Annotated in this window: 14 protein-coding genes and 1 tRNA gene; 9 read left to right on the forward strand and 6 right to left on the reverse strand. The window is 36.2% G+C overall.

The features are described from left to right. Positions 1-32: 32 nt before the first annotated feature. Positions 33-2,822: a S9 family peptidase gene (locus RBH94_RS07180; protein WP_307883003.1), complete on the reverse strand. Its 2,790-nt coding sequence runs from the start codon at positions 2,820-2,822 to the stop codon at positions 33-35. A gap of 192 nt (positions 2,823-3,014) precedes the next feature. On the opposite strand from RBH94_RS07180, the gene RBH94_RS07185 reads away from it, so the two are divergent. Together RBH94_RS07185 and RBH94_RS07190 are read left to right on the forward strand one after the other, a co-directional pair. Beyond that, positions 3,015-4,886 (forward strand): sensor histidine kinase, encoded by a 1,872-nt coding sequence (locus tag RBH94_RS07185; RefSeq protein ID WP_307883004.1) that lies wholly within the window; start codon positions 3,015-3,017, stop codon positions 4,884-4,886. After that, complete coding sequence (locus RBH94_RS07190; RefSeq protein WP_307883005.1) at positions 4,873-5,637, forward strand: LytTR family DNA-binding domain-containing protein; 765 nt, start codon at positions 4,873-4,875, stop codon at positions 5,635-5,637. Before RBH94_RS07185 ends, RBH94_RS07190 begins: the two co-directional genes overlap by 14 nt. 38 nt (positions 5,638-5,675) lie before the next feature. Here the strand turns inward: RBH94_RS07190 and polA are convergent, their stop codons facing one another. Next, positions 5,676-8,528: a DNA polymerase I gene (gene polA, locus RBH94_RS07195; protein WP_307883006.1), complete on the reverse strand. Its 2,853-nt coding sequence runs from the start codon at positions 8,526-8,528 to the stop codon at positions 5,676-5,678. A 239-nt stretch (positions 8,529-8,767) separates the two neighbouring features. Between polA and RBH94_RS07200 the strand changes: the two genes are divergently transcribed. The 3 genes from RBH94_RS07200 (at position 8,768) to RBH94_RS07210 (ending at position 11,325) form a co-directional block, all read left to right on the forward strand. Continuing rightward, positions 8,768-9,499, forward strand: coding sequence for a copper homeostasis protein CutC (locus tag RBH94_RS07200; RefSeq protein WP_307883007.1), 732 nt, complete (start codon positions 8,768-8,770; stop codon positions 9,497-9,499). 100 nt (positions 9,500-9,599) lie between these two features. After that, entirely contained in the window at positions 9,600-10,835 is a 1,236-nt protein-coding gene (locus RBH94_RS07205) for a metallophosphoesterase (RefSeq protein WP_307883008.1), read from the forward strand. 193 nt (positions 10,836-11,028) lie between these two features. Then, complete coding sequence (locus tag RBH94_RS07210) at positions 11,029-11,325, forward strand: co-chaperone YbbN (RefSeq protein ID WP_307883009.1); 297 nt, start codon at positions 11,029-11,031, stop codon at positions 11,323-11,325. Here RBH94_RS07210 and RBH94_RS07215 read toward each other — a convergent pair. Further along, positions 11,322-11,975, reverse strand: a complete 654-nt coding sequence (locus tag RBH94_RS07215; RefSeq protein ID WP_307883010.1) for a polysaccharide deacetylase family protein — start codon at positions 11,973-11,975, stop codon at positions 11,322-11,324. The two genes, RBH94_RS07210 and RBH94_RS07215, sit on opposite strands and share 4 nt — an antisense overlap. Positions 11,976-11,978: 3 nt before the next feature. After that, entirely contained in the window at positions 11,979-15,290 is a 3,312-nt protein-coding gene (locus RBH94_RS07220) for a DUF2723 domain-containing protein (RefSeq protein ID WP_307883011.1), read from the reverse strand. Positions 15,291-15,442: 152 nt separating this feature from the next. On the opposite strand from RBH94_RS07220, the gene RBH94_RS07225 reads away from it, so the two are divergent. After that, positions 15,443-15,515, forward strand: a tRNA-Gln gene (locus tag RBH94_RS07225). Positions 15,516-15,586: 71 nt separating this feature from the next. On the opposite strand, the gene RBH94_RS07230 is transcribed toward RBH94_RS07225, so the two are convergent. After that, positions 15,587-16,417 (reverse strand): universal stress protein, encoded by an 831-nt coding sequence (locus RBH94_RS07230; RefSeq protein WP_307883012.1) that lies wholly within the window; start codon positions 16,415-16,417, stop codon positions 15,587-15,589. 219 nt (positions 16,418-16,636) lie between these two features. Here RBH94_RS07230 and rimP point away from each other — a divergent pair, with 219 nt between their 5' ends. Genes rimP through infB form a run of 3 tightly spaced genes read left to right on the forward strand, consistent with a single transcriptional unit; the run spans position 16,637 to position 21,201 of the window. After that, a complete protein-coding gene (gene rimP, locus RBH94_RS07235; RefSeq protein ID WP_188224112.1) occupies positions 16,637-17,098 on the forward strand; it encodes a ribosome assembly cofactor RimP in 462 nt (153 codons plus the stop codon). A gap of 13 nt (positions 17,099-17,111) precedes the next feature. Continuing rightward, complete coding sequence (gene nusA / locus RBH94_RS07240) at positions 17,112-18,344, forward strand: transcription termination factor NusA (RefSeq protein WP_188224113.1); 1,233 nt, start codon at positions 17,112-17,114, stop codon at positions 18,342-18,344. Between the two features lie 31 nt (positions 18,345-18,375). Then, entirely contained in the window at positions 18,376-21,201 is a 2,826-nt protein-coding gene (gene infB, locus RBH94_RS07245) for a translation initiation factor IF-2 (RefSeq protein WP_307883013.1), read from the forward strand. 132 nt (positions 21,202-21,333) lie between these two features. Here the strand turns inward: infB and RBH94_RS07250 are convergent, their stop codons facing one another. Beyond that, positions 21,334-21,729: an SPOR domain-containing protein gene (locus RBH94_RS07250; RefSeq protein WP_307883014.1), complete on the reverse strand. Its 396-nt coding sequence runs from the start codon at positions 21,727-21,729 to the stop codon at positions 21,334-21,336. Positions 21,730-21,746 lie beyond the last annotated feature (17 nt).

A 21,746-nucleotide genomic window follows, 5' to 3' on the forward strand; every position in this document is an offset into this window, starting at 1 on the left:
AAGGCTTTTTGTTTTATATATATTGATAATAATTAATCTTCTATAAGTTCATACCCCTGATTAATTCCTTTTTCAACTGCAGGAACTCCGCGTTCCATCCAAAGGGGTTTAGGTGCATCTTGTAAGTAATAGTCAAAAAACTGAGATTTTCTCAAGGTAAAGTCCTTTCTGTTTTGGTATTTCAATGGCCAGTGTGGTTCGTCGTTATAGTTCAAGAACCAGGCCGGTTTCCCTAAACGGCGTAAGCTCACGAAAAATTCAATACCTTGATACCATGGCACGTGTCCGTCGGCATCGTTATGAAGAATCAATAATGGCGTGTTGATTTTATCGATGTTGAAGATTGGTGAATTTTCAATATAACGCATAGGGTATTCCCAGGGGGTTCCGCCAATACGACTTTGGGTGTGTTCGTATTGAAATTGTCGGCTTAAACCGGTCCACCAGCGAATACCACCGTAAGCACTAATCATATTAGCAACAGGAGCGCCAGATTCGGCAGCTTTAAACATATCGGTTTTGGTTACCAGATAGGCGATTTGATAGCCACCCCAGCTATGGCCTTGTAAGCCAATATTGTCTTTGTCTATAAATCCTTTTTTAATCATGGCATTGGTACCAGAAACCACACAGCTTAAGGCGCTTTCGCCAGGGTAGCCTTCACGGTATTTTACATCCGGATTAAAAATAACATAACCACGACTTGTATAGTAGCTATAGCTAATGGTTGAACGCACAAACGATGGTGGTCGGTGTCTGTGGATATCATCAGAACTGCGCTCATAGAAATTAACAATCATCGGGTATTTTTTGTTCGGATTGAAGTTTTCAGGTTTCGCTAGTAAACCTTCCATTTCTTCACCATCAAGAGAGGTCCATTTTACCAATTCAATGGTTCCCCAGTTGTAGTCTTTTTGTTGCGGATTCGCATCACTTAAAACTGTTTGCTTTTTGAAGCTAAAATCGGTGAGTCTTAAATTTGGAAATTCAACAAACGATTCCCGAGTAAATAATAGTTTGTCACTTAACTCTGCTTTTGTTGGTCTACTATAATTAAAATCGCCTTCTTCAAGTTGCTTTAAAGAATTATTTCTGGGGTTAAATTCAGCGTAACCTCCAGCTTTTGTTGCTTCATTAAAAGTAGAAAGCAGCCATTTGTCTTTCGGGCTTATTGATTCTTCTTCCTTATCTAATTTAATGTAGCGGTATACTGTTTTGCTTTCACGTCCGTTTGTTAGGTTGGTTGCTTCTCCTGTGTTAGGATTAAATTTCCAGATGTCGTAACGGTCGTATAATAATATAAAGTTGTCATCTTCTAACCACCCTGCAGCGCCATATGATCTAGGGAAGTCAGGAGAGTCGTTTAGTTCGTCGTAAAAAGGTTTGTTTTTAGTTAATTCGAGATATTTATCGGTCTTTACATTGTAAGTAAACCAAGTACTGTTGATAGAATGGTAACCAAAAACAAATTCGCCTTTCGGACTTAAAGAAGCGTTGGGTGTTTGTTTTAAAATGACTTTTTGTGTTCCGGTTTTGGTGTCGATAATGGCGTAATCTTTAAGACGTCTTCCTGTCCACTGACTTTCCAATGCGTAAGGCATAGGTGTGTTTGCTAACGCAATATTAGAGTTGCCTTTATCGGTAGTAGTAGAATAAGGGAACGCTTCCGTTTCAATCTGAACTGTTTTTTTAGTGTTGAAATTATAAACTGTTTCGTAGGATTTAATGGTGTCGTTTTTTACCTGTAATTCCTGAACTGTGTAAAGTCTAGGTTCATTGTAAGTCCAGACCTCTACATTTACAATTTCGTCTTTTAACAAGGTTGTATCCTTAATAATTGGTGGTTTCCTTAAGCCGAAATATAATTTTGATTCATCTTTCGAGAACTTTATTGTTCCGTCTTTCGATACCAAATAACCTTCAGGCGTTGTGTTATTGTCGTAAAGTTTAGTTGCCGTCGGTTCGCCGGATTCCCAGATGCAAAGTTCGTTTGGTCTAATTTGGACTTTAGTAGTATCGGCATCCACTACGAAAGCAAAACGTGTCCCGGTTTCACTAAAACTTAATTTGTTGTATTTGGCTTTCTTACCAGAATAGATATTGGTTAATTTCGATGTATTGAAATCGTAGATATAAACACCTTCCCCTTCGTTATCTTTTTTACCAGTGGTTGAAAATGCTAAAGTTTTTCCTGTTTTGGCAAAGGTATAATGAGTAACATATTTAAAAGTGTCTTGTGCTTTAGTGTTAAGGTTTCTAATCACTAAATGATAACCATTTGTTTTGCTTACCTTTTTAGGTTTTGCTTCTTTTTTATCTTCTTTTGTTTCGGTGCTATCTGTTTTATTTTCTTTTTTAGGCGCTTTAATATCTTCTAATACGTAAGCAATGTAACCCGACCATTTTTCGGGTAATTGATAGGATTTTACATTGGCTATTTTATCTAGTTCATTAGTGTCAATGTTATAAATACCTAAGGAATCTTTAGGAAGCTTATCTTTTTTAACCTTTTGGCGAAGCATGTTATCAACACTGTCTTTTAGAGGTTTTATGGTGAATGCTAAAAACTTAGAGTCGTAACTAAATTGACCTTGAGATGCTCGAAAGTATTCTAATAAAGTTTCTCCTTTACCGGAGTTTAAATAAAGATGGCTGTCGGAATGGTCTTGTTCTAAATCGTAAGCCACAAAATCGCCGTTTGGGGCAATGGTTTCATTTTTTATGCTGTTCCATTGTTGAATGTTATCGAATTCTAATGCCTTTTTTTGTGCAAGTGCAGTAAAAGATATGAGAATAAGGAGGTAGGTAAAGCTTAATTTCATCTATTAAATATTAAGTTATAATGATTAGTTGTTAAAAATAGTTAATAAGATGAAGTTGAGCCAATTGTTAAATTAAGTTTAACACAATGGGGTGTTCGTCAGCCCGTTTCGCAGTTGGTCAGAATTAACTGTTTTGGTGTAAATGATTACTATTTATTTGTGAACGTTAATTAACCTTTTAAATTTACACTAATGAAGAAATTACTCACTCTGCTTTTTTTATTGAAAATTCTTTTCGGCTTTGCTCAAATAAATGAAGATGTAAAAGCTTTAGAAGAATTAAAAAAATCTGAAGCTATAATGTTTCCACCAGATTACTGGTCTAATGCAGAATATTATACTAAAGGTAATTGGAATTGGATAAGCGAACGCCTTTTTAATGGTGTAAATAAAGATGTTCCCAGATATCAGGGAGATATAAATATTCAGTTGGTTAATTCTCAAAACCCAGTAGACTCTATTATTATAACAGATTTTATAAAGAAGTTAAAATATGTTATTCCTAATAAGATTACATTTTCAACGCAAGAAAAAGGGAACCTTATTATCGAAATGATGTCAACTCAGGGAACTGGATATTCATCAAGGTCAGAAGGTACTCCCAGTAGAATTATATTTTGGCATCACAAAATAAACAGTGATCAGTTAAAAGATATAAAAGTAAAGAGAAGCATTTTACAATTTTACATAGCACGGTCTTTATGTGTCCTTCAGCCCAATAATTATGGCACATATATGTCTAGTACTTATCTGGGCAATAGTATATTTAATAACCAAAAGCCTGAACCTGAAGATACGGGGTATGGCCCGATGGATCATGAATTATTATATGCATTATATTCGCCAAATTTATTTGATGAAGCTAAAGCTTATTTTCTAGAAAGGTATTCTTATCGCTTTTATTTAAACTTTTTCTATAAAATTGAAATGAAGTTCTTTGGTGTGATTTCATCAGTCCTAATTGCTTTCTTAATTTTTATTTTGTCCTATCGTAGTGTATTTCGAAGACGATTTAAAGTTGCTTATTTTAATTATTTAATGCCAGGTTTGGTTTTGATGTTTACCTCCCATTTTGGATTTCATTTATATGATTATTTAACAAGTTCAGCTGGTGTAAATGTTTATTTGTATTCATGGTTGGTGACTTTAATAGTGTATATGCTAATTTGGTTAATAGGATTAAGTTTACTTTATGTCCTAGAGAATAGCATTATTAATAAAGAATGGACTATTGTTAAGCAATTAAAGATGAAAATTATATTCACCTTTTTAGTGAGTATGACAATTGTTATTTTATTTTTTGTTTTCAGTAGTGTTAATAAATTTAATTTTATTCTTGCAGGTATAGGGGTTGGTGTTTTTTTAATACGAACTGCATTTTTATACTTAAGGGAGCAAACTGAAATGCAATTACGAAAAAAAGATATCGAGTTGAGCAAGATGAAAGCCTTAAAGGCGCAGGCAGAAGTAGCTTCGTTAAACGCTAGAATTAATCCACATTTTTTATACAATTCACTTAATTCAATAGCAGGTTTGGTAAGAAGTAACCCCGAAAAGACTGAGCAAATGGCTTTGTCTTTGTCCGATTTATTTCGTTATAACATTAATCGAAATAATACCTTGAGTTCAACTGTAAAAGAGGAAGTAGAAGCGGTTCGCGCTTATTTGCAAATAGAGCAAATTCGTTTTGGAGACCGTATGAAATTTTCAATTGAAGTCGAAGAAAGCATAGAGCAATTTGAAATTCCCAGAAATATTATTCAACCTTTGGTAGAAAATGCTATTAAACACGGCGTATCGAAAATAAAACACGAAGGTATTATTAAAGTAAAGATCCAAAAAAATGATGAAGTTGTAGAAATTAGTGTGTCCGATAATGGCCCGAATTTTCCAGAAGGTGTTATTACAGGTTACGGATTACAAAGTATAAACGATATTTTAAAATTGAGTTACGAGGGTGAAGGAGAATTGCATTGGGAAAATGAACCTGTTAAACGTATTTGGATAACCATTAGTGAAAAAGGATTTAATAATATGAAACGATTTGAAAATGAAGCAGTATAGAACCCTTATTATTGATGATGAGCCACCAGCAAGACAACGATTAAAAGAATTACTTGGTGATTTTTCTGAAACTTTTCAAGTTGTTGATGAAGCTTGTAATGGGGAAGAAGGTATTGGAAAAATTCAGAGGTTAAAACCAGATATTATTTTCCTCGATATTCAGATGCCGGAAATGAATGGTTTTGAAATGCTTCAAAATCTTCAAGAGATACCGATAGTAGTTTTTTGTACCGCCTTCGATGAGTATGCCTTGCAGGCTTTTGCAACGAATAGTTTAGATTATTTGTTAAAGCCTGTTAGAAGGGAGCGTTTGCAGCAAACGATAGATAAACTTAGTTTTTTTAGGCAGGGAGAACAGACAGAGCAAATTTTAAATTTACTAAAAGGTTTTAATGGCGTTAGAACTAAAGAACGACAGCTTACTTCAATTACAGTTAAAATCGGGAAGAAAATTAGTTTTGTAAAACTTGAAGAAATAGCGTATTTTAAATCTACCGATAAGTATGTTTCTATTTTTACAGTGCTTGGAGAAGAGCATATTACAGACCAAAGTTTGGTTACTTTAGACGCTCAACTTCCTAATATGTTTTTACGAATTCATCGCTCGCTTATCATTAATACAAATATGGTTTTTGAGGTTTTTACACATTTTAATAGTTGTTATAAAATCACAATGAATGATAAGTATAAAACAGTTTTAAAAAGTGGTCGAAGTTATCAGCCTCAAATAAAATTCTGGATGGGTATTTAAATAAAAAAGCGATTCAAAATTTGAATCGCTTTAAGCTTTTAATGCGCCTCCAGCCAGTTATCACCAGTACCTAAATCGACATCTAGCGGCACGGCTAATTGGTAAGCGTTTTCCATTTCGGTTTTTACCAGGGTTTTAATAGTGTCTAGTTCAGGTTTAAAAACATCGAATACTAATTCATCATGAACCTGAAGTAGCATTTTAGTTTTAAAATCGCCGGTTTCTAATTTCTTATGAATATTAATCATAGCAATTTTAATAATATCGGCAGCACTACCTTGAATTGGCGCGTTTACGGCATTACGTTCGGCAGCACCACGAACCACAGCGTTACGTGAGTTAATATCCTTTAGGTAACGACGACGTCCTAAGACGGTTTGTACATAACCATGGTCGCGAGCAAAATCGACTTGCTGACTGATGTAGTTTTTTAACTTCGGATACGTTTCATAATACGTATCGATTAACTCTTTAGCTTCGCTACGCGATAAATTGGTTTGGTTGCTTAATCCGAAAGCAGAAACCCCGTAGATGATTCCGAAGTTTACGGTTTTTGCATTACTACGCTGTTCTCGAGTGACTTCTTCAATCGGTACATTAAACACTTTTGAAGCGGTCGAGGCGTGAATGTCTTCACCATGTTTAAAGGCGTTAATCATGGTTTCTTCTTCACTTAAAGCGGCAATAATTCGAAGTTCAATCTGGCTGTAATCGGCAGCGAGTAGCGTGTAATCTTCATTACGAGGGACAAAGGCCTTACGCACCTGGCGTCCGCGCTCTGTACGAATGGGGATGTTTTGTAAGTTCGGGTTGTTGCTGCTTAAACGTCCGGTTGCAGCAACGGTTTGCATGTAATCGGTGTGAACACGATGGTCGTTAGCGTCAACCTGAAGCGGCAAAGCATCAACGTATGTACTTTTTAGTTTCGAAAGTCCTCTGAAATCTAAAATATATTGAATGATGTCGTGGTCTTTAGCCAGGTAGCTTAAGATGTCTTCAGATGTCGCGTATTGTCCAGTTTTGGTCTTTTTCGGTTTATCAACCAGTTTTAGTTTGTCAAATAAAATATCACCAAGCTGCTTTGGTGAAGCGATGTTGAATTCTTCACCGGCAATTTCGTAAATTTTACTTTCCAGTGTTTTAATATCATTGTTTAACTGTTCAGCCAGACTGTTTAAGAAGTCTTTATCTAAGTTAATACCTTCAATTTCCATAGTTGCCAAAACACGTAGTAATGGAATTTCAATATCATCAAATAGTTTTTGTGTATTGGCTTCACCTAATTCTTTTTCAAAATGTTCTTTAAGCTGAAGGGTGATATCAGCGTCTTCAACGGCATATTCGGTTTGCTTGTCTAAAGCAACCTGACGCATTGATAGTTGATTTTTTCCTTTCTTACCAATTAGGGTTTCAATGGAAATTGGCGTATAGTTTAAATAGGTTTCAGCCAGAACATCCATGTTATGACGCATATCCGGATTAATCAGATAATGGGCCAGCATGGTGTCGAATAATTTCCCTTTAACCGTGATGTTGTATTTGGCTAAAACTTTAATATCGTATTTTAAATTCTGACCAATTTTTTCGATGGTTTCGCTTTCAAAAAACGGACGTAATTCTTCAATAAGTTCCTGAGCTTCGTTTTGGTCTTCTGGGAATGGCAGATAAAACCCTTTGCCGGTTTCCCATGAAAATGCAATACCAACCAATTCGGCAGCTAAAGGATTTAGGTCTGTAGTTTCAGTATCAAAACACACTGAGGTTTGATTCATTAAGTTTTTAATGAATAGCTTGGTCGCCATCCCTGAAGCCACACTTTGGTAAAAATGCGATGTGGTTTCAGCTGTTTTTCTGGTGTATTCTATTGTTGTTTCAGTGTCTTCATCACCACCTCCAAAAAGAGAAAACTGTCCAGCCCCAGCTGATGCCGGTTCTTTTTTGGTTTCTGTTGTTTTTGTAGTGGTTTCAGTAGTAGCAGTTGCTTGAGGAGTTGTGGTTTCTGTAGTTGCCGAAAAGGTTTTTAAGAAATTAGTTAAAAGCTGTCTGAATTCTAAATCGTTGAAAATAGCTGTTACTTTTTCTGTGTCAGGTGCAGACATTTCAAAATCATGCTCATCAAATTCTACAGGAACATCCAGCATAATAGTGGCTAGTTTTTTAGAAAGTAAGCCGAGTTCTTTATTGGCTTCAACTTTCTCTTTCATTTTTCCTTTCAGTTCGTGAGTGTTTTCCAGTAAGCCCTCCATACTTCCGTAAGCTGCGATAAACTTTTTGGCGGTTTTGTCGCCTACGCCCGGTAATCCGGGAATGTTGTCGCTGGCGTCTCCCATCATACCTAAGTAGTCAATCACCTGTAGTGGGTCTGTCACTTCAAATTTCTTTTTAACTTCTTCAATGCCCCAGGTTTCATAACCGCCACCAAACGATTTTGGGCGGTACATAAAAATATTTTCAGAAACCAACTGAGCAAAGTCTTTATCTGGGGTTACCATAAAGGTTTGGTAGCCTTGTTTTTCGGCTTGTTTAGAAAGGGTTCCTATTACATCATCAGCTTCATAACCTTCTTTTACCATAATAGGAATATGCATGGCTTTAAGAATTTCCTGAATATAGGGTACAGCCACTTTAATAGCTTCCGGAGTTTCATCGCGATTCGCTTTATAAGCCTCGAACATTTCCACACGATCGGTACTTCCGCCTTTATCGAAACAAACGGCTAAATGGTCTGGTCTTTCACGTTTAATAACATCTAAAAGTGAATTCATAAATCCCATAATGGCTGAGGTGTCGATACCTTTGCTGTTAATTCTGGGGTTTTTTATAAATGCGTAATACCCACGGAAAATTAAAGCGTAGGCATCAACTAAAAATAGACGTTTTTGATCGGACATAATGTTTGTTTTGATAAGAAGTTCAAAACTACAAAAACTTATGCGATAATCGAGATTCAAAATAGATTGAGGCGGGTTTAAAAACCACTTTTTTGTTATAGCAAAAGCGTTGTTGTTTTGTGCTGAGACAGTTGGCTTTTCAGAGGAATTAAGTGAATTATAGTTTTCAATGAAGGAAGAGTTTGGGTGCTGTGGTTTAGTCTTTTTGAATCTCTATATTTGTTTAATAATTGAAAATTATGGTAGTAGAAGTTTGTGCAAACTCATTTGAATCAGCGTTGAATGCTGAAAAGGCCGGAGCGCATCGTATTGAGTTGTGTTCTGAGTTAGCGGTTGGAGGTATAACGCCGTCCTTCGGACTAGTTAAAAAAGTGGTTGAAACCCTATCGATTCCTGTTTTTGTTTTAATTCGTCCAGGAAGTGGCAATTTTACATTTAGCGATGAGGAGGTGGAGATTATGAAACAGGATATCAATATGTGCAAGGAGTTAGGATGTGCAGGGATTGTTTCAGGCGTTTTGAAGCAAGATCATTCTATTGATATTGAAAAGACAAAGGAACTCATTGAACTTTCAAAACCATTGGCTTTTACTTTTCATCGTGCCTTCGATTGGGTGCCTGATCCACAAGTGGCATTAGAACAATTAATAGCTTTAGGTGTTAATCGAATTCTAACTTCGGGACAGGAATCTTCTGCTGAAAAAGGATTGAATCTACTTCAGGTGTTAAAAGAGAAAACGGGAGATGAGCTAAATATTCTTCCTGGGGGAGGTATAAAGCCTGAAAATGCAGCTAAGTTTAAAGCAGCAGGTTTTTCTGAGATTCATGTATCGGCGTCAACTATTGAAACTGTTATCGACACACCAAGGGTCTCTATGAATAGTGCCAAGTTTTTTGATGAAACTATAAAATCATATTCCGATATCAAAACCATCAAGAAAATTTTGAGGGTTACCAGTTCTGATGTTTAGTGTCTTATCTTGCTTACAGTTAATTCTTAAGGTGGCGTTAAAACCATTTTAAGGTTTATTTTACTGTTGAAATTCAGTTATATTTGATAAAAAAAGAACTATGATGCGTTGGCTCATCTTTATTTTAATATATATCATCGCCGATTTATATGCCTTCCAGGCTTTCAGAACAATTACAAAAAACAATTGGGTTTTGAGCTTGTATTGGCTGATTTCTTTATTAGTTATCGGTAATTTTGTTTACAATTACTATGGTTTTAATAGAAGTGATGGCTTTAGTCACAGGCATGCCTTTGCATTCGGATTCTTCATTGCTTTGTTAGTACCCAAAATGATTGTGTTAATCGCTATGTTGGGTGAAGACATTTTTAGAGTGCCTCAGGCTATTTACAGGTATTTTACCGAAGGAAACTCGGCGGAAGGGAATTATTTTGCTTCACGCCGTGACTTTATTAGTAAGATAGCTTTAGGGGTTGCGGCGATTCCGTTTGCGTCTATCATCTATGGTATTTATAAAGGAAAATATAACTTTAAAGTTTTAAAATATACTTTAACATTCGAGGATTTACCCGATGCTTTTGATGGTTATAAAGTCACTCAGGTAAGTGATATTCATTCCGGAAGTTTTGATGACGTCAATAAAGTGGATTATGCTATTAACCTGATTAATGAGCAGGAGAGTGATGTTATTTTGTTCACGGGTGATATGGTAAACAATAAAGCTGAAGAGTTGAAGCCTTATCTTGGGATCTTCGGAAAGTTAGAAGCAAAAGATGGGTTGTATTCTGTGTTAGGGAATCATGATTATGGCGATTATGTGTCCTGGGATTCTGAAGCAGCAAAGCATCAAAACCTTGAAGATTTAAAAGCACATCAAAAAGAAATCGGTTTCGATTTATTACTAAATGAAAGCCGATTTATAGAGCGTGATGGGCAGCGATTGGCTCTGGTTGGTGTCGAGAATTGGGGGACAGGAGGCTTTAAAAAAGCCGGTGATTTAAAGAAAGCCACAAAAGATGTACATGCCAATGACTTTAAAATTTTAATGAGCCATGACCCGACACACTGGGAAAAGAAAGTAAAAGATGATGATTACCATTACCATTTAACCTTAAGTGGGCATACCCATGGTATGCAATTTGGAATTGAAATTCCGGGTTGGTTTAAATGGAGTCCGGCGAAATGGCGTTATAAATACTGGGCAGGGATGTATAATGAAATGGGGCAGTTTCTTAATGTGAATCGAGGATTTGGCTATCTGGCATTCCCTGGTCGCGTAGGTATTTGGCCTGAAATTTCGGTTATAGAGCTTAAAAAAGGGACAGCTACAGCTTAACCTCAAGTTTTCTAGAAAACAATACTAATTAGTATTGAAAACCCATTCTTCAGGAAATGTTGTATTTCCTAAAGAAATTGCGTATTTTTATAATAAGGCATTGTTAAATGTGCTATAAAACTATACGAATATTCGTAATATGAAAAAAATGTGTAGGTTTGTAATCGTATATTTGACTCATAAACAATAAAGTATGTCAAAATTTGGGGAACTTATTGATGTAGAAATTCCAGTCTTGTTAGACTTTTTTACCGACTGGAATGAACAATCTTCTACAATGCACGCTGTTTTAAGAGATGTTGCGGCGGCACTAGGCGATAAGGCGAAAGTGATTAAGATTGATGTTGAGAAAAACGGAGAACTTGCTGAAGCCTTACGTGTAAAAGCCATACCAACATTAATTATTTATAAAAATGGCGAAATGAAATGGCGTCAGAGTGGAGAACAGGATGCTAATACCATTATTGGAATCGTTCAGCAGTACATTTAATAGGGAATCGATTCAAAGCGATATCCTTTTTTTGTAAAGTGTTCTAATACTTTTGGTAAAGCATATTGCATGTTTTTTGCAGCTTTAAGGCTATCGTGAAACACAACCACACTTCCGTTTTCAGTTTTAGAAATAACATTATCTAAGCAGTCCTCTTCAGGCATATTTTTATCCCAGTCGAACGAAATAATATCCCACATAATAATCTTATATCCTAAGTCTAATAGTTGCTTGCCTTGCTTGGGCTTTAGTTTCCCGTAAGGCGGTCTAAACAGATTTGTAGTTACAGGCTTGCCTTTAAATTGTTGCTTTTCAATTGTGGCTTGCGCTTGTTTTATATTTTCTAGATAATCCGGTGTTGCCGTTTTCCAGCCTTTAAGGTGATTATGTGTGTGGTTACCGATAGCATGTCCTTCCTTTATTATATTATGAAGGATTTCCGGATGTTTTTCTACATTATGGCCAATACAGAAAAATGTGGCTTTAGCATTGTAGGTTTTAAGGGTTTCTAAGGTCCAGTTTGTAATGTCTTGTGTCGGACCGTCATCAAAGGTGAGGTAAATAATTTTGTCGGTAGTTGGGATGTCCCAAACATAGTTTGGGAACATCTTTTTTATAACTACTGGTATTTTTACAAAAGAGGTTGGCATCTTTTAATCTAAGATCTCTGCACTGCTATCCTGTGGACTGAAAGTCGTATCCTCTTCTTCTGGTGAATAGTAATCTTCATCGGCTTGGTCACCATAGAAGTGTTTGAACAGCATTAAGTGGTTGTTGAAAATATCACCTTCCGTTTCAGCGAACTTAGGGTCGTATTGTACTAAAACATCTACTAAAGCTTTGTAACGCTGAATATCAGTATAAATTTCTTCGAACATTCTGTTCTGACTGTCGACAGATAAACTGCTGTAATACGATAAATTTTCTTGGTATTTTTCAGCTACTTGTTTGAATAAGTTTTGTGCTTTTTCTTTGTTGCCTACTTCGTAATATGCGCTGATATAAGGTTCTAATAACGTATAGTAGCCAAAATAATCTACCGGCATATTAGTCATAGCAATATCGGCTATTTCTTCAGCTTTATCCAGTTTGTTTTCGTTTAATAACTGTTCAATTAAACGTGCTAAATTACTTCGGTAGGTAATAGAGTTTTTACGTGTTTCAGGGTCGTGGTAAATATCAGGGCTTCCACTGTTACCCCAATACCAGTTTTTCACTTTTTCGTACATCAATTCACTATCAACGCGGCCCATATCAAACGGATTAGATTTATCGATAGGTGTTTTTATAGGAACTAACTTATAGCATAAACCGTCTAGCTGTAAGTAGTCCTTCATCCAGATATAGTCGTCGTCACCAAAACTTCCGCCAGTAAAGTAAATAGGGCGTTTCCAATCGTTGTTGGCAATAACATCTAACATTAATAAACGGTTTTTGTATAGTGCGTTGCCGCTTATGGTCAGGTCGATATAAGGTGCAATCTTATCCGCATCTTTTGGTTTTACAATACCCGATTTTAAAGCATTTTCTTTATTTACCGGAAGGCGTAAATGACGCGTAGGTAAATAGCTTGAATTTAAATCTTGACGACGTACCTGAGAAAGGTCGATATTGTTTTGTTGTAAAACGTATTTGTATTTGGTTTTAGGATTGTCGCTAGCAATAAAATCTAAAAATTGTTTTACCTGTAACGTGTCAGGAATAACCTCTTCAATAACAATATAGTCATTAGTACCATATTGATATAAATTATGAGTTAGCTGAGATGGAATCGGGTCACTCTCATATGCTTTACGTTTCATTTGGTCGATGTACCAGTCCGTTTGGAATAAACTGGTATTTACTACGCGAACATCTGTTCTGTAGCCTTCAATCTCCTGAGCGTACCAAAGGGCAAAGGTGTCGTTATCACCAATGGTGAATAAAATGCCGTTTTCTTCACAGGAATCCAGATACATTTTAGCCATAGAGTTGGCGGTGTATTTTCCTGAGCGATCATGATCATCCCAGTTATTTGCAGCCAAAATCCCTGGAACTAAAATTAAACAAGCAACAGTAATTGCTGGTGCTGTTAGTTTTGAAGGTGCTAATTTTTTAACAGCATCGTAAATGGCATAAACTCCGAAGCCAATCCAAAGGGCAAACACGTAGAATGATCCTACAACGGAATAGTCTCGCTCTCTCGGTTCAAACGGACGAACATTCGTGTATACTTGAATGGCAACTCCAGTAAACAGGAAGAAAACCAACATAGTCCAGAATACTTTTTTGTCTTTGTTGAATAAGAAGAAGAAGCCAACTAAACCTAAAATAAAAGGTAATAAGTAATAGGTGTTTCTGGCTTTGTTATTCTTAACATCGCTTGGCAGATTGTCTTGTGATAAACCAAGTAGTTTTTCGTCTATAGGTTTAATGCCGGTAATCCAGTTACCGTGATTGTCATATCTTCCTTGAATATCATCTTGTCTTCCGGAGAAGTTCCACATAAAATAACGCCAGTACATGTAGCCTAATTGGTATTGGAACATGTATTTAATGTTATCGGCTAAACTTGGTTTTTCAATGTCAATATAACTTTTAAATCGTTTTAAGAAGGTGTTATATCCCTCACGATCTACATTACCCTGGGCTACATCGTTTCTAAACTGGTTAACTGCGCTGCGCAGCTGGTTGTCCATTTGGTAGTCTGGTTTCAATTTGAAATTTAAAAACCCGGTAAACATCATATAGTTTTCCGCATGCTCCGGACTCCACATACGTGGTAGGTAAGATGCGTGTTTTGAGTTGTAGTTTTGTTTGGCGTTTTTGTAATCGTTTACAACCACGTATTTCCCTTTCTCTTCGGCTTTCTCGTACTTAGGCTTGTCGTCTATGTACGGATTGTTTTCATCTAAAAATGCATATTGATCGGTAAACTGTGGGCCATAAAATAAGTGGGTTTCAGGATACTGTTCTAAGTTATAGTATGCTAAAAGTTCTCGGGCACTCGATGGGTTATTTTCGTTAATTACTGTATTAGCGTTAGCACGTATAGGTAACATTAACCAGGTGGAGAACCCTACAATAACAAAAGTTAAACAAAGTACAGTAGTGTTTAAATGTATATATCCTTTTGTTCTGGTATATTTTAAAGCATAAAAAATAATAGCGACTAGTACAATACCAGCTATAATGGTTCCGGAATTAAACGGAAGACCAATAGTATTGATAAAGAAAATTTCTGAAGCACTAAATATTTTAAGAATATTAGGTGCTAATAATTTAAATACAAATAATAAAACTGCTACGGAAGCGACATTGGCAATAATGAAGTTTTTAACCGTAATCGTTTTGTAGTTTTTAAAGTAGTAGATTAAACCAATGGCTGGTATGGTTAATAATCCCATAAAGTGTACTCCAAAAGAAAGACCAATAATAAAGGAGATTAAAATGAGCCAGCGGTTACCTCTTGGTTTGTCCATATCCTGTTCCCAGCGTAACCCTAACCAGAACAAAACAGACATAATTAAGGTAGCCATAGCATATACTTCGGTTTCTACAGCGTTAAACCAAAATGAATCGGTAAAGGTGAATGCTAAACTACCCACTAAGCCACTTCCTAAAATAGCTAAGCTTTTATTTGCACTTGATTCTTCGTCATGACCTATTAATTTTTTTAACAATAGAGTAATCGTCCAGAACATAAACAGTATGGTGAAAGCACTGGAGATAGCACTCATCATATTCATCATAAAACCAACTTGCGATGGTTCTAAAGCAAACATTGAGAAGAAAGCACCTAGCATTTGGAATAAAGGAGCTCCCGGTGGGTGACCAACTTGTAATTTTGCAGAGGTTAAAATATATTCTCCAGCATCCCAAAAGCTTACAGTAGGTTCGGTAGTTAAGGTGTATGTGATTAGAGCAATTAAAAAAGCAAACCATCCTAAAATGGTATTCCACTTCTTAAAGTTGAAATTGGTCATGGATTTTTCTTTATTTTTACGAAGGCGAATTTAATAATAAATATGGTATTGAATACCTTTTTAAGGAAACCTTAAGTGAGGAATAAAATTTTTTTTGAAAAAAACTTGTGGAAACCAAACTTTGTTATAAATTTGCACCCGCAAACAGGTACTGGCCTATGGTGTAATTGGCAACACGTCTGGTTTTGGTCCAGAAGAGTCTAGGTTCGAGCCCTAGTAGGCCAACAAAATTGCAAAATCCTAATCTATGTAGATTAGGATTTTTTTTTGCTTAAAATATAAATGTAAAAAGGAATTTATTCTTTGATTTTAAATGTCATAATTGGTCGATTGGCATGGTTTACCAAATCTTCACTAATGCTGCCGTTAAAAAAATGAGATAGACCTTTTCTGCCATGTGTACTGATGCTTACTAAGTCGGCAGAAACAGACTTGGCATAGTTTAAAATGCCGCTTTCTACACTGGCATCATTATATATTACCGTTGTGTAATCTTTAATATTGAAATCTTTGGTGAAGTTTTCTATTTTGGCTTTGGCCTCGTCGGTTGTTATAAAAAAGTTTGGTGTATTAACCATTACCAAATGAAGTTTGCTTTTAAAAAGTTTAGCAAAACCTACTGCGCTCTCAAAGGCGCTTTGGCTGTCGGTTTCAAAATCTGATGCGTATACCATATTCTCAACACCAAAATTGTTGTGTTCGTTTTTTATTACTAACACGGGTACTTCTGATGTACGGACAACTTTTTCGGTATTACTTCCAATAAATATTTCTTTTAATCCGTTGGCACCACTCGATCCCATAACAACTAAATCGATGTTTTGTTTTTTGCAAACATGAAAGACACCTTTAAAGATTTCGTGAAACTCCACGTGTTCCTGAATTTTGATATCCTTTAAGTAGCCTTTTTCTCTTAGCTCGGAGAATTGTTTGTGAGCCAGTTTCATGAAAAATATAGCTTCAGGTAATTCACTAAAACCGCTAATAGGGTCTACCTGATGTAAGGGTATTTCTAGAATGTGTAGCAGGTGTAATTCGCACTTATGTTTTTTCGCCAGCTGGGCTGCAACCTTAAGTGCATTTTCAGATTCGGTAGAAAAATCGGTGGGGACAAGAATTCTTTTCATTGCTGTGTTTTATTTTGAGTTTAATGTTTGTTAGGATTGCGTAATTCTTAAAAATTATGATATGAATTTAGTGAATTTAATTTACTTCGTGCTCTTGTCTCATATATCTAAATTTATGAAATATTCCTTTAAAAATCAATAAAATGTTATATATTTGCACCGTTGAAAGGCGAAATTAAGAACGAGGGGACATAGAGTCCCCTCTTTTTATAATAAAAAATGTTTAAAGAGACCGTAAAAGATTTACTTGATGCTGCGTTGCAAGAACGTACAGACTTGTTTTTAATCGAGTTCACTATTGGTGGCGATAATCATATTAAAATTATTATCGACGGCGATAATGGTGTGCTGGTTGAAGACTGTATGTTTGTAAGTCGTGCTATCGAGCATAATATCGATAGAGAAGAACACGATTTTTCTCTTGAGGTTATGTCGGCAGGTGCGGCGTCGCCATTAGTAAATGTAAGACAGTATAAAAAGAATCTGAATAGAGACCTGAAAGTAAGAACAGCTTCAGAAAAAATTGAAGGCACACTTACTCAAGCTACCGACGCAGATATAACATTAGAATGGAAAGTTAGGGAACCTAAACCAATTGGTAAAGGTAAAGTAACTGTAACAAAACAAGCGACTATCGCTTACGAGGAAATTGTAGAAGCAAAAGTTATGATTAAATTTTAATTCAATAAGAGTTATGGAGAATATCGCGTTAATTGAATCTTTTTCAGAATTCAAAGACGATAAGCTAATTGACCGTGTTACGTTAATGGCGATTTTAGAGGAAGTGTTTAGAAGTGCCTTAAAGAAGAAATATGGTGATGATGATAATTTCGATATTATTGTAAACCCTGACAAAGGAGATTTAGAGATCTGGAGAAACAGAGTTGTGGTAGCTGATGGTGAAGTAGAGGATCCAAATCAGGAGATTTCATTAACTGAAGCTCGTAAAATTGAACCAGATTTCGAGGTAGGTGAAGACGTATCAGAGGAAGTAAAGCTTATAGATTTAGGAAGACGTGCTATTTTAGCATTGCGCCAAAATTTAATCTCAAAAATTCACGAACACGACAATACTATAGTATTTAAGCAATTTAAAGACTTAGTAGGAGAAATATATACTGCCGAAGTGCACCATATTCGTCACAGAGCAGTAATTTTGTTAGATGATGAAGGAAACGAAATTGTTTTACCAAAAGACAAACAAATTCCTTCAGATTTCTTTAGAAAAGGAGATAATGTTAGAGGGGTAATTGACAGTGTTGAGCTTAAAGGGGCAAAACCAACCATTATCATGTCAAGAACATCACCTTCATTCTTAGAGAAATTGTTCGAACAAGAAATTCCAGAGGTATTCGATGGTTTAATTACGATTAAAAACGTTGTAAGAATACCAGGTGAAAAGGCGAAAGTAGCTGTAGATTCTTACGATGATAGAATCGATCCTGTTGGAGCTTGTGTGGGTATGAAAGGATCAAGAATTCACGGGATTGTTCGTGAGTTAGGAAACGAAAACATCGACGTTATTAACTATACTAATAACTTACAATTATACATTACCAGAGCATTAAGTCCTGCAAGAGTAACTTCAATCAAAATAGATGAAGAAAACAAACGTGCAGAGGTCATCTTAAAGCCAGAAGAGGTAAGTAAAGCGATTGGTAGAGGTGGTCATAACATCCGTTTAGCAGGTCAGTTAACAGGGTATGATATCGATGTATTTAGAGAAGGTGCTGAGGAAGATGTTGAATTAACAGAGTTCTCAGATGAAATAGAAGGGTGGATTATTGAAGAGTTTAGTAGAGTTGGATTAGATACTGCAAAGAGTATTTTAGAAGAGGATATTAAGGATTTAGTAAAACGTACCGATTTAGAAGAAGAAACAATTAAAGAAGTTATTAGAATTTTAAGAGAAGAATTCGAAGAATAACATATATATTTGAGTATTTTAAAGGCAATTTATGGCTGAAACAATTAGATTAAATAAAGTATTACGCGAGCTGAATATTTCTTTAGATCGTGCCGTAGAATTTTTAGATTCTAAAGGTATCGAAATAGAGAAGCGACCAACCACGAAGATTTCCGAGGAAGTGTATAATGTGCTTTCTAGTGAGTTTCAAGTAGATGCAAACAAAAAAGTTGCGTCTAAAGAGGTTAGTGAAGCTAAGCAGAAAGAAAAAGAGGAGCTGCGAGAGCAACGTGAGCGTGAACTTGAAGAAAAACAAAAAGAGGCAGCTAGAAAGGAAGAAATTGTAAAAGCCACTAAAATACTTTCTGGTCCTAAGCAAGTAGGTAAAATCGATTTAGATTCGAAAAAACCTGCTGAAACTCCTCAGGCTGAAACACCAGAACCACCAAAACAGGAAGAACCTAAAGTTGAGGCCCCTAAAGAAGAACCTGCAAAACCTGAAGCGCCTAAAGAGGTGGAACAACCAGAAGTTAAAGCAGAAGCTCCTAAGCAAGCACCAAAACAAGAAGAGAAACCTAAGGTTGAATCTTCTAAGCTTGCTGCAGCGAAGAAGCCTAAAGAACATAAAGGTCCTGAAGTTGAGAAAAAACTTGTAACCAACGAGAATGGTGAAGTTGTTTCTGAAGAGAAAGTAAAAACACAGTACCAAAAGCTTACAGGTCCTAAAATTGCAGGAGACAAAATTGATTTATCTCAATTTAATAAGCCTAAGAAGAAGAAGGACGATAAGAAAGGTGATAATAAGCAGGGTGGTGATGCTTCTAATAAGAAAAAACGTCGACGTATAAGTAAATCCGGCGGACCTAACCAAGGTGGTCAAGGTGGAGATAACAGAGGAAACTCTAACAGATCGAACGACCGTTTTAACAAAGGAGGAAACAAAGGAAGACGCCCTATTATTAAGGAAGATCCTAGTGAGGAAGATGTGAAAAAACAAGTGCGTGAAACACTTGAAAAACTTCAAGGTAAATCTTCTAAAGGTAAAGGAGCGAAATACCGTAGAGATAAGAGAGATCAGCACAGAGATCAAACTCAAAAGGAGTTACAGCAAGAAGCTGCAGATAGCAAGATTCTTAAAGTAACCGAGTTTGTTACCGCAAATGAGGTAGCAACTATGATGGACGTCCCGGTAACTTCTATTATCTCAGCATGTATGTCGCTTGGTATGATGGTAACCATGAATCAGCGTTTAGATGCTGAAACATTGGCCATTGTTGCTGAAGAGTTTGGCTATAAGGTAGAATTTGTAACAGCAGATATTGAAGAATCAATTGAAGTTGTTGAAGATAAAGAAGAAGATTTAAAACCAAGAGCACCGATTGTTACCGTAATGGGTCACGTAGACCACGGTAAGACATCGCTTTTAGATTACATCCGTAAGGAAAACGTAATCGCAGGGGAATCTGGAGGTATTACACAGCACATCGGAGCTTATGGGGTTGAATTAGAGAACGGACAAAAAATAGCATTCCTTGATACACCAGGTCACGAGGCCTTTACGGCGATGCGTGCGCGTGGTGCTCAGGTAACTGATATTGCCATTATTGTTGCTGCGGCTGATGATGATATCATGCCACAAACGAAAGAGGCGATTTCGCATGCGCAAGCAGCTGGTGTTCCAATTGTATTCGCAATTAATAAAATAGATAAGCCGACAGCAAATCCTGATAAGATTAAAGAAGGATTAGCAAATATGAACCTTTTAGTAGAAGATTGGGGTGGTAAAATTCAATCCCACGATATCTCTGCAAAAATGGGAACAGGTGTTAAGGAATTATTAGAAAAAGTATTACTTGAAGCTGAATTATTAGAGCTTAAAGCAAACCCTGCGAAGCCAGCTGTTGGTACAGTGGTTGAGGCTTTCCTTGATAAAGGTAGAGGTTATGTAGCAACGGTATTAGTTACCGGAGGTACTCTTAGAGTGGGAGATTACGTTTTAGCTGGTAAGAATAGTGGTAAAGTAAAAGCTATGCACGATGAGCGTGGTAATGATGTAGTTGAGGCTGGTCCGTCTACTCCGGTATCGATTCTTGGTTTAGATGGTGCGCCACAGGCAGGTGATAAATTCAACGTATTCGAAGATGAGCGTGAAGCAAAACAAATTGCAGCAAAACGTTCGCAATTACAACGTGAGCAATCTGTACGTACACAACGTCATATTACTCTTGATGAGATTGGACGTCGTATCGCATTAGGTGACTTTAAAGAATTAAACATCATCCTTAAAGGTGATGTGGATGGTTCTGTTGAAGCACTTACCGATTCGTTCCAGAAATTATCAACTGAAGAAATTCAGGTTAACATCCTACATAAAGGTGTTGGTGCTATTACCGAAAGTGATGTGTTATTAGCTTCGGCTTCTGATGCGATTATTATCGGATTTAATGTGCGACCTGTCGGTAATGCCCGTGCAACAGCTGATAGAGAAGAAATCGATATTAGAACATACTCGATTATTTATGATGCTATTAATGACCTTAAAGATGCGATGGAAGGTATGTTGTCTCCAGAGTTTAAAGAAGAGGTTACTGGTACAGCAGAGATTAGAGAAATCTTTAAAGTATCTAAAATTGGTAGCATAGCCGGATGTATGGTAACGAATGGTAAGATTTTAAGAAGTTCAGGTGTTCGTATTATTAGAGATGGTGTGGTAGTCTTTACTGGTGAATTAGCATCTCTTAAACGTTTCAAAGATGATGTTAAGGAAGTAACTAAAGGTTACGATTGTGGTATGCAAATTAAGAATTACAATGATATTAAAGAAGGAGATATCATTGAAGCTTTCCACGAAGTTGAAGTTAAGAAAAAGCTTAAATAATAGCTTGATAATAAAAAAAGGCGCTTGTGATACAAGCGCCTTTTTTGTTTGAAAAAATACACTATTTGCTTGTTTAAAAGCATAAAAAAAGCGACCGGTTAAGGTCGCTTTTTGTGTGTTTTATACATAGAATTAACTTGACTTTTTAGGCTTGAAAATAAATGCTGTCGGGAATTCAGTTTTTATTTTTTTTAATGCTCTATCGGCTTCTAAACGTGTTCTGAAATTACCCGCCCAAATTTTAAAATTAGGGGTTTCATATTGAAGGGTTGCACGCCAGTCTGGGAAAAGGTCGGTGAATTCCTCTTGTGTCGATTCTGCTTTGGCTCTGTTACCCGAATAAATTTGTATTCTATATCTTTCAGAATCGTTTTCACTACTGTTCATTTCTTTTTTTAACTTCAATAAAGTAGGAATGTTTCTATCCTGATTTATAGTAACCTTACCTTCTTGTGCATAACAAAAATTAGTTACAATAACAATGACAAAAGTTCTTAAGAGCTTGATTTTTAATTTCAAAGGTTTCATTTTGTATTGGGTTTATG

This window comes from Aestuariibaculum sp. YM273 (assembly GCF_030908365.1).
Classification (GTDB): domain Bacteria; phylum Bacteroidota; class Bacteroidia; order Flavobacteriales; family Flavobacteriaceae; genus Aestuariibaculum; species Aestuariibaculum marinum.

What these genes read in the sequence shown, in the direction of transcription:
- RBH94_RS07180 (WP_307883003.1), bottom strand. Translation starts at nt 2,822, where the DNA reads ATGAAATTAAGCTTTACCTACCTCCTTATTCTCATATCTTTTACTGCA.
- RBH94_RS07185 (WP_307883004.1), top strand. Translation starts at nt 3,015, where the DNA reads ATGAAGAAATTACTCACTCTGCTTTTTTTATTGAAAATTCTTTTCGGC.
- RBH94_RS07190 (WP_307883005.1), top strand. Translation starts at nt 4,873, where the DNA reads ATGAAGCAGTATAGAACCCTTATTATTGATGATGAGCCACCAGCAAGA.
- polA (WP_307883006.1), bottom strand. Translation starts at nt 8,528, where the DNA reads ATGTCCGATCAAAAACGTCTATTTTTAGTTGATGCCTACGCTTTAATT.
- RBH94_RS07200 (WP_307883007.1), top strand. Translation starts at nt 8,768, where the DNA reads ATGGTAGTAGAAGTTTGTGCAAACTCATTTGAATCAGCGTTGAATGCT.
- RBH94_RS07205 (WP_307883008.1), top strand. Translation starts at nt 9,600, where the DNA reads ATGATGCGTTGGCTCATCTTTATTTTAATATATATCATCGCCGATTTA.
- RBH94_RS07210 (WP_307883009.1), top strand. Translation starts at nt 11,029, where the DNA reads ATGTCAAAATTTGGGGAACTTATTGATGTAGAAATTCCAGTCTTGTTA.
- RBH94_RS07215 (WP_307883010.1), bottom strand. Translation starts at nt 11,975, where the DNA reads ATGCCAACCTCTTTTGTAAAAATACCAGTAGTTATAAAAAAGATGTTC.
- RBH94_RS07220 (WP_307883011.1), bottom strand. Translation starts at nt 15,290, where the DNA reads ATGACCAATTTCAACTTTAAGAAGTGGAATACCATTTTAGGATGGTTT.
- RBH94_RS07230 (WP_307883012.1), bottom strand. Translation starts at nt 16,417, where the DNA reads ATGAAAAGAATTCTTGTCCCCACCGATTTTTCTACCGAATCTGAAAAT.
- rimP (WP_188224112.1), top strand. Translation starts at nt 16,637, where the DNA reads ATGTTTAAAGAGACCGTAAAAGATTTACTTGATGCTGCGTTGCAAGAA.
- nusA (WP_188224113.1), top strand. Translation starts at nt 17,112, where the DNA reads ATGGAGAATATCGCGTTAATTGAATCTTTTTCAGAATTCAAAGACGAT.
- infB (WP_307883013.1), top strand. Translation starts at nt 18,376, where the DNA reads ATGGCTGAAACAATTAGATTAAATAAAGTATTACGCGAGCTGAATATT.
- RBH94_RS07250 (WP_307883014.1), bottom strand. Translation starts at nt 21,729, where the DNA reads ATGAAACCTTTGAAATTAAAAATCAAGCTCTTAAGAACTTTTGTCATT.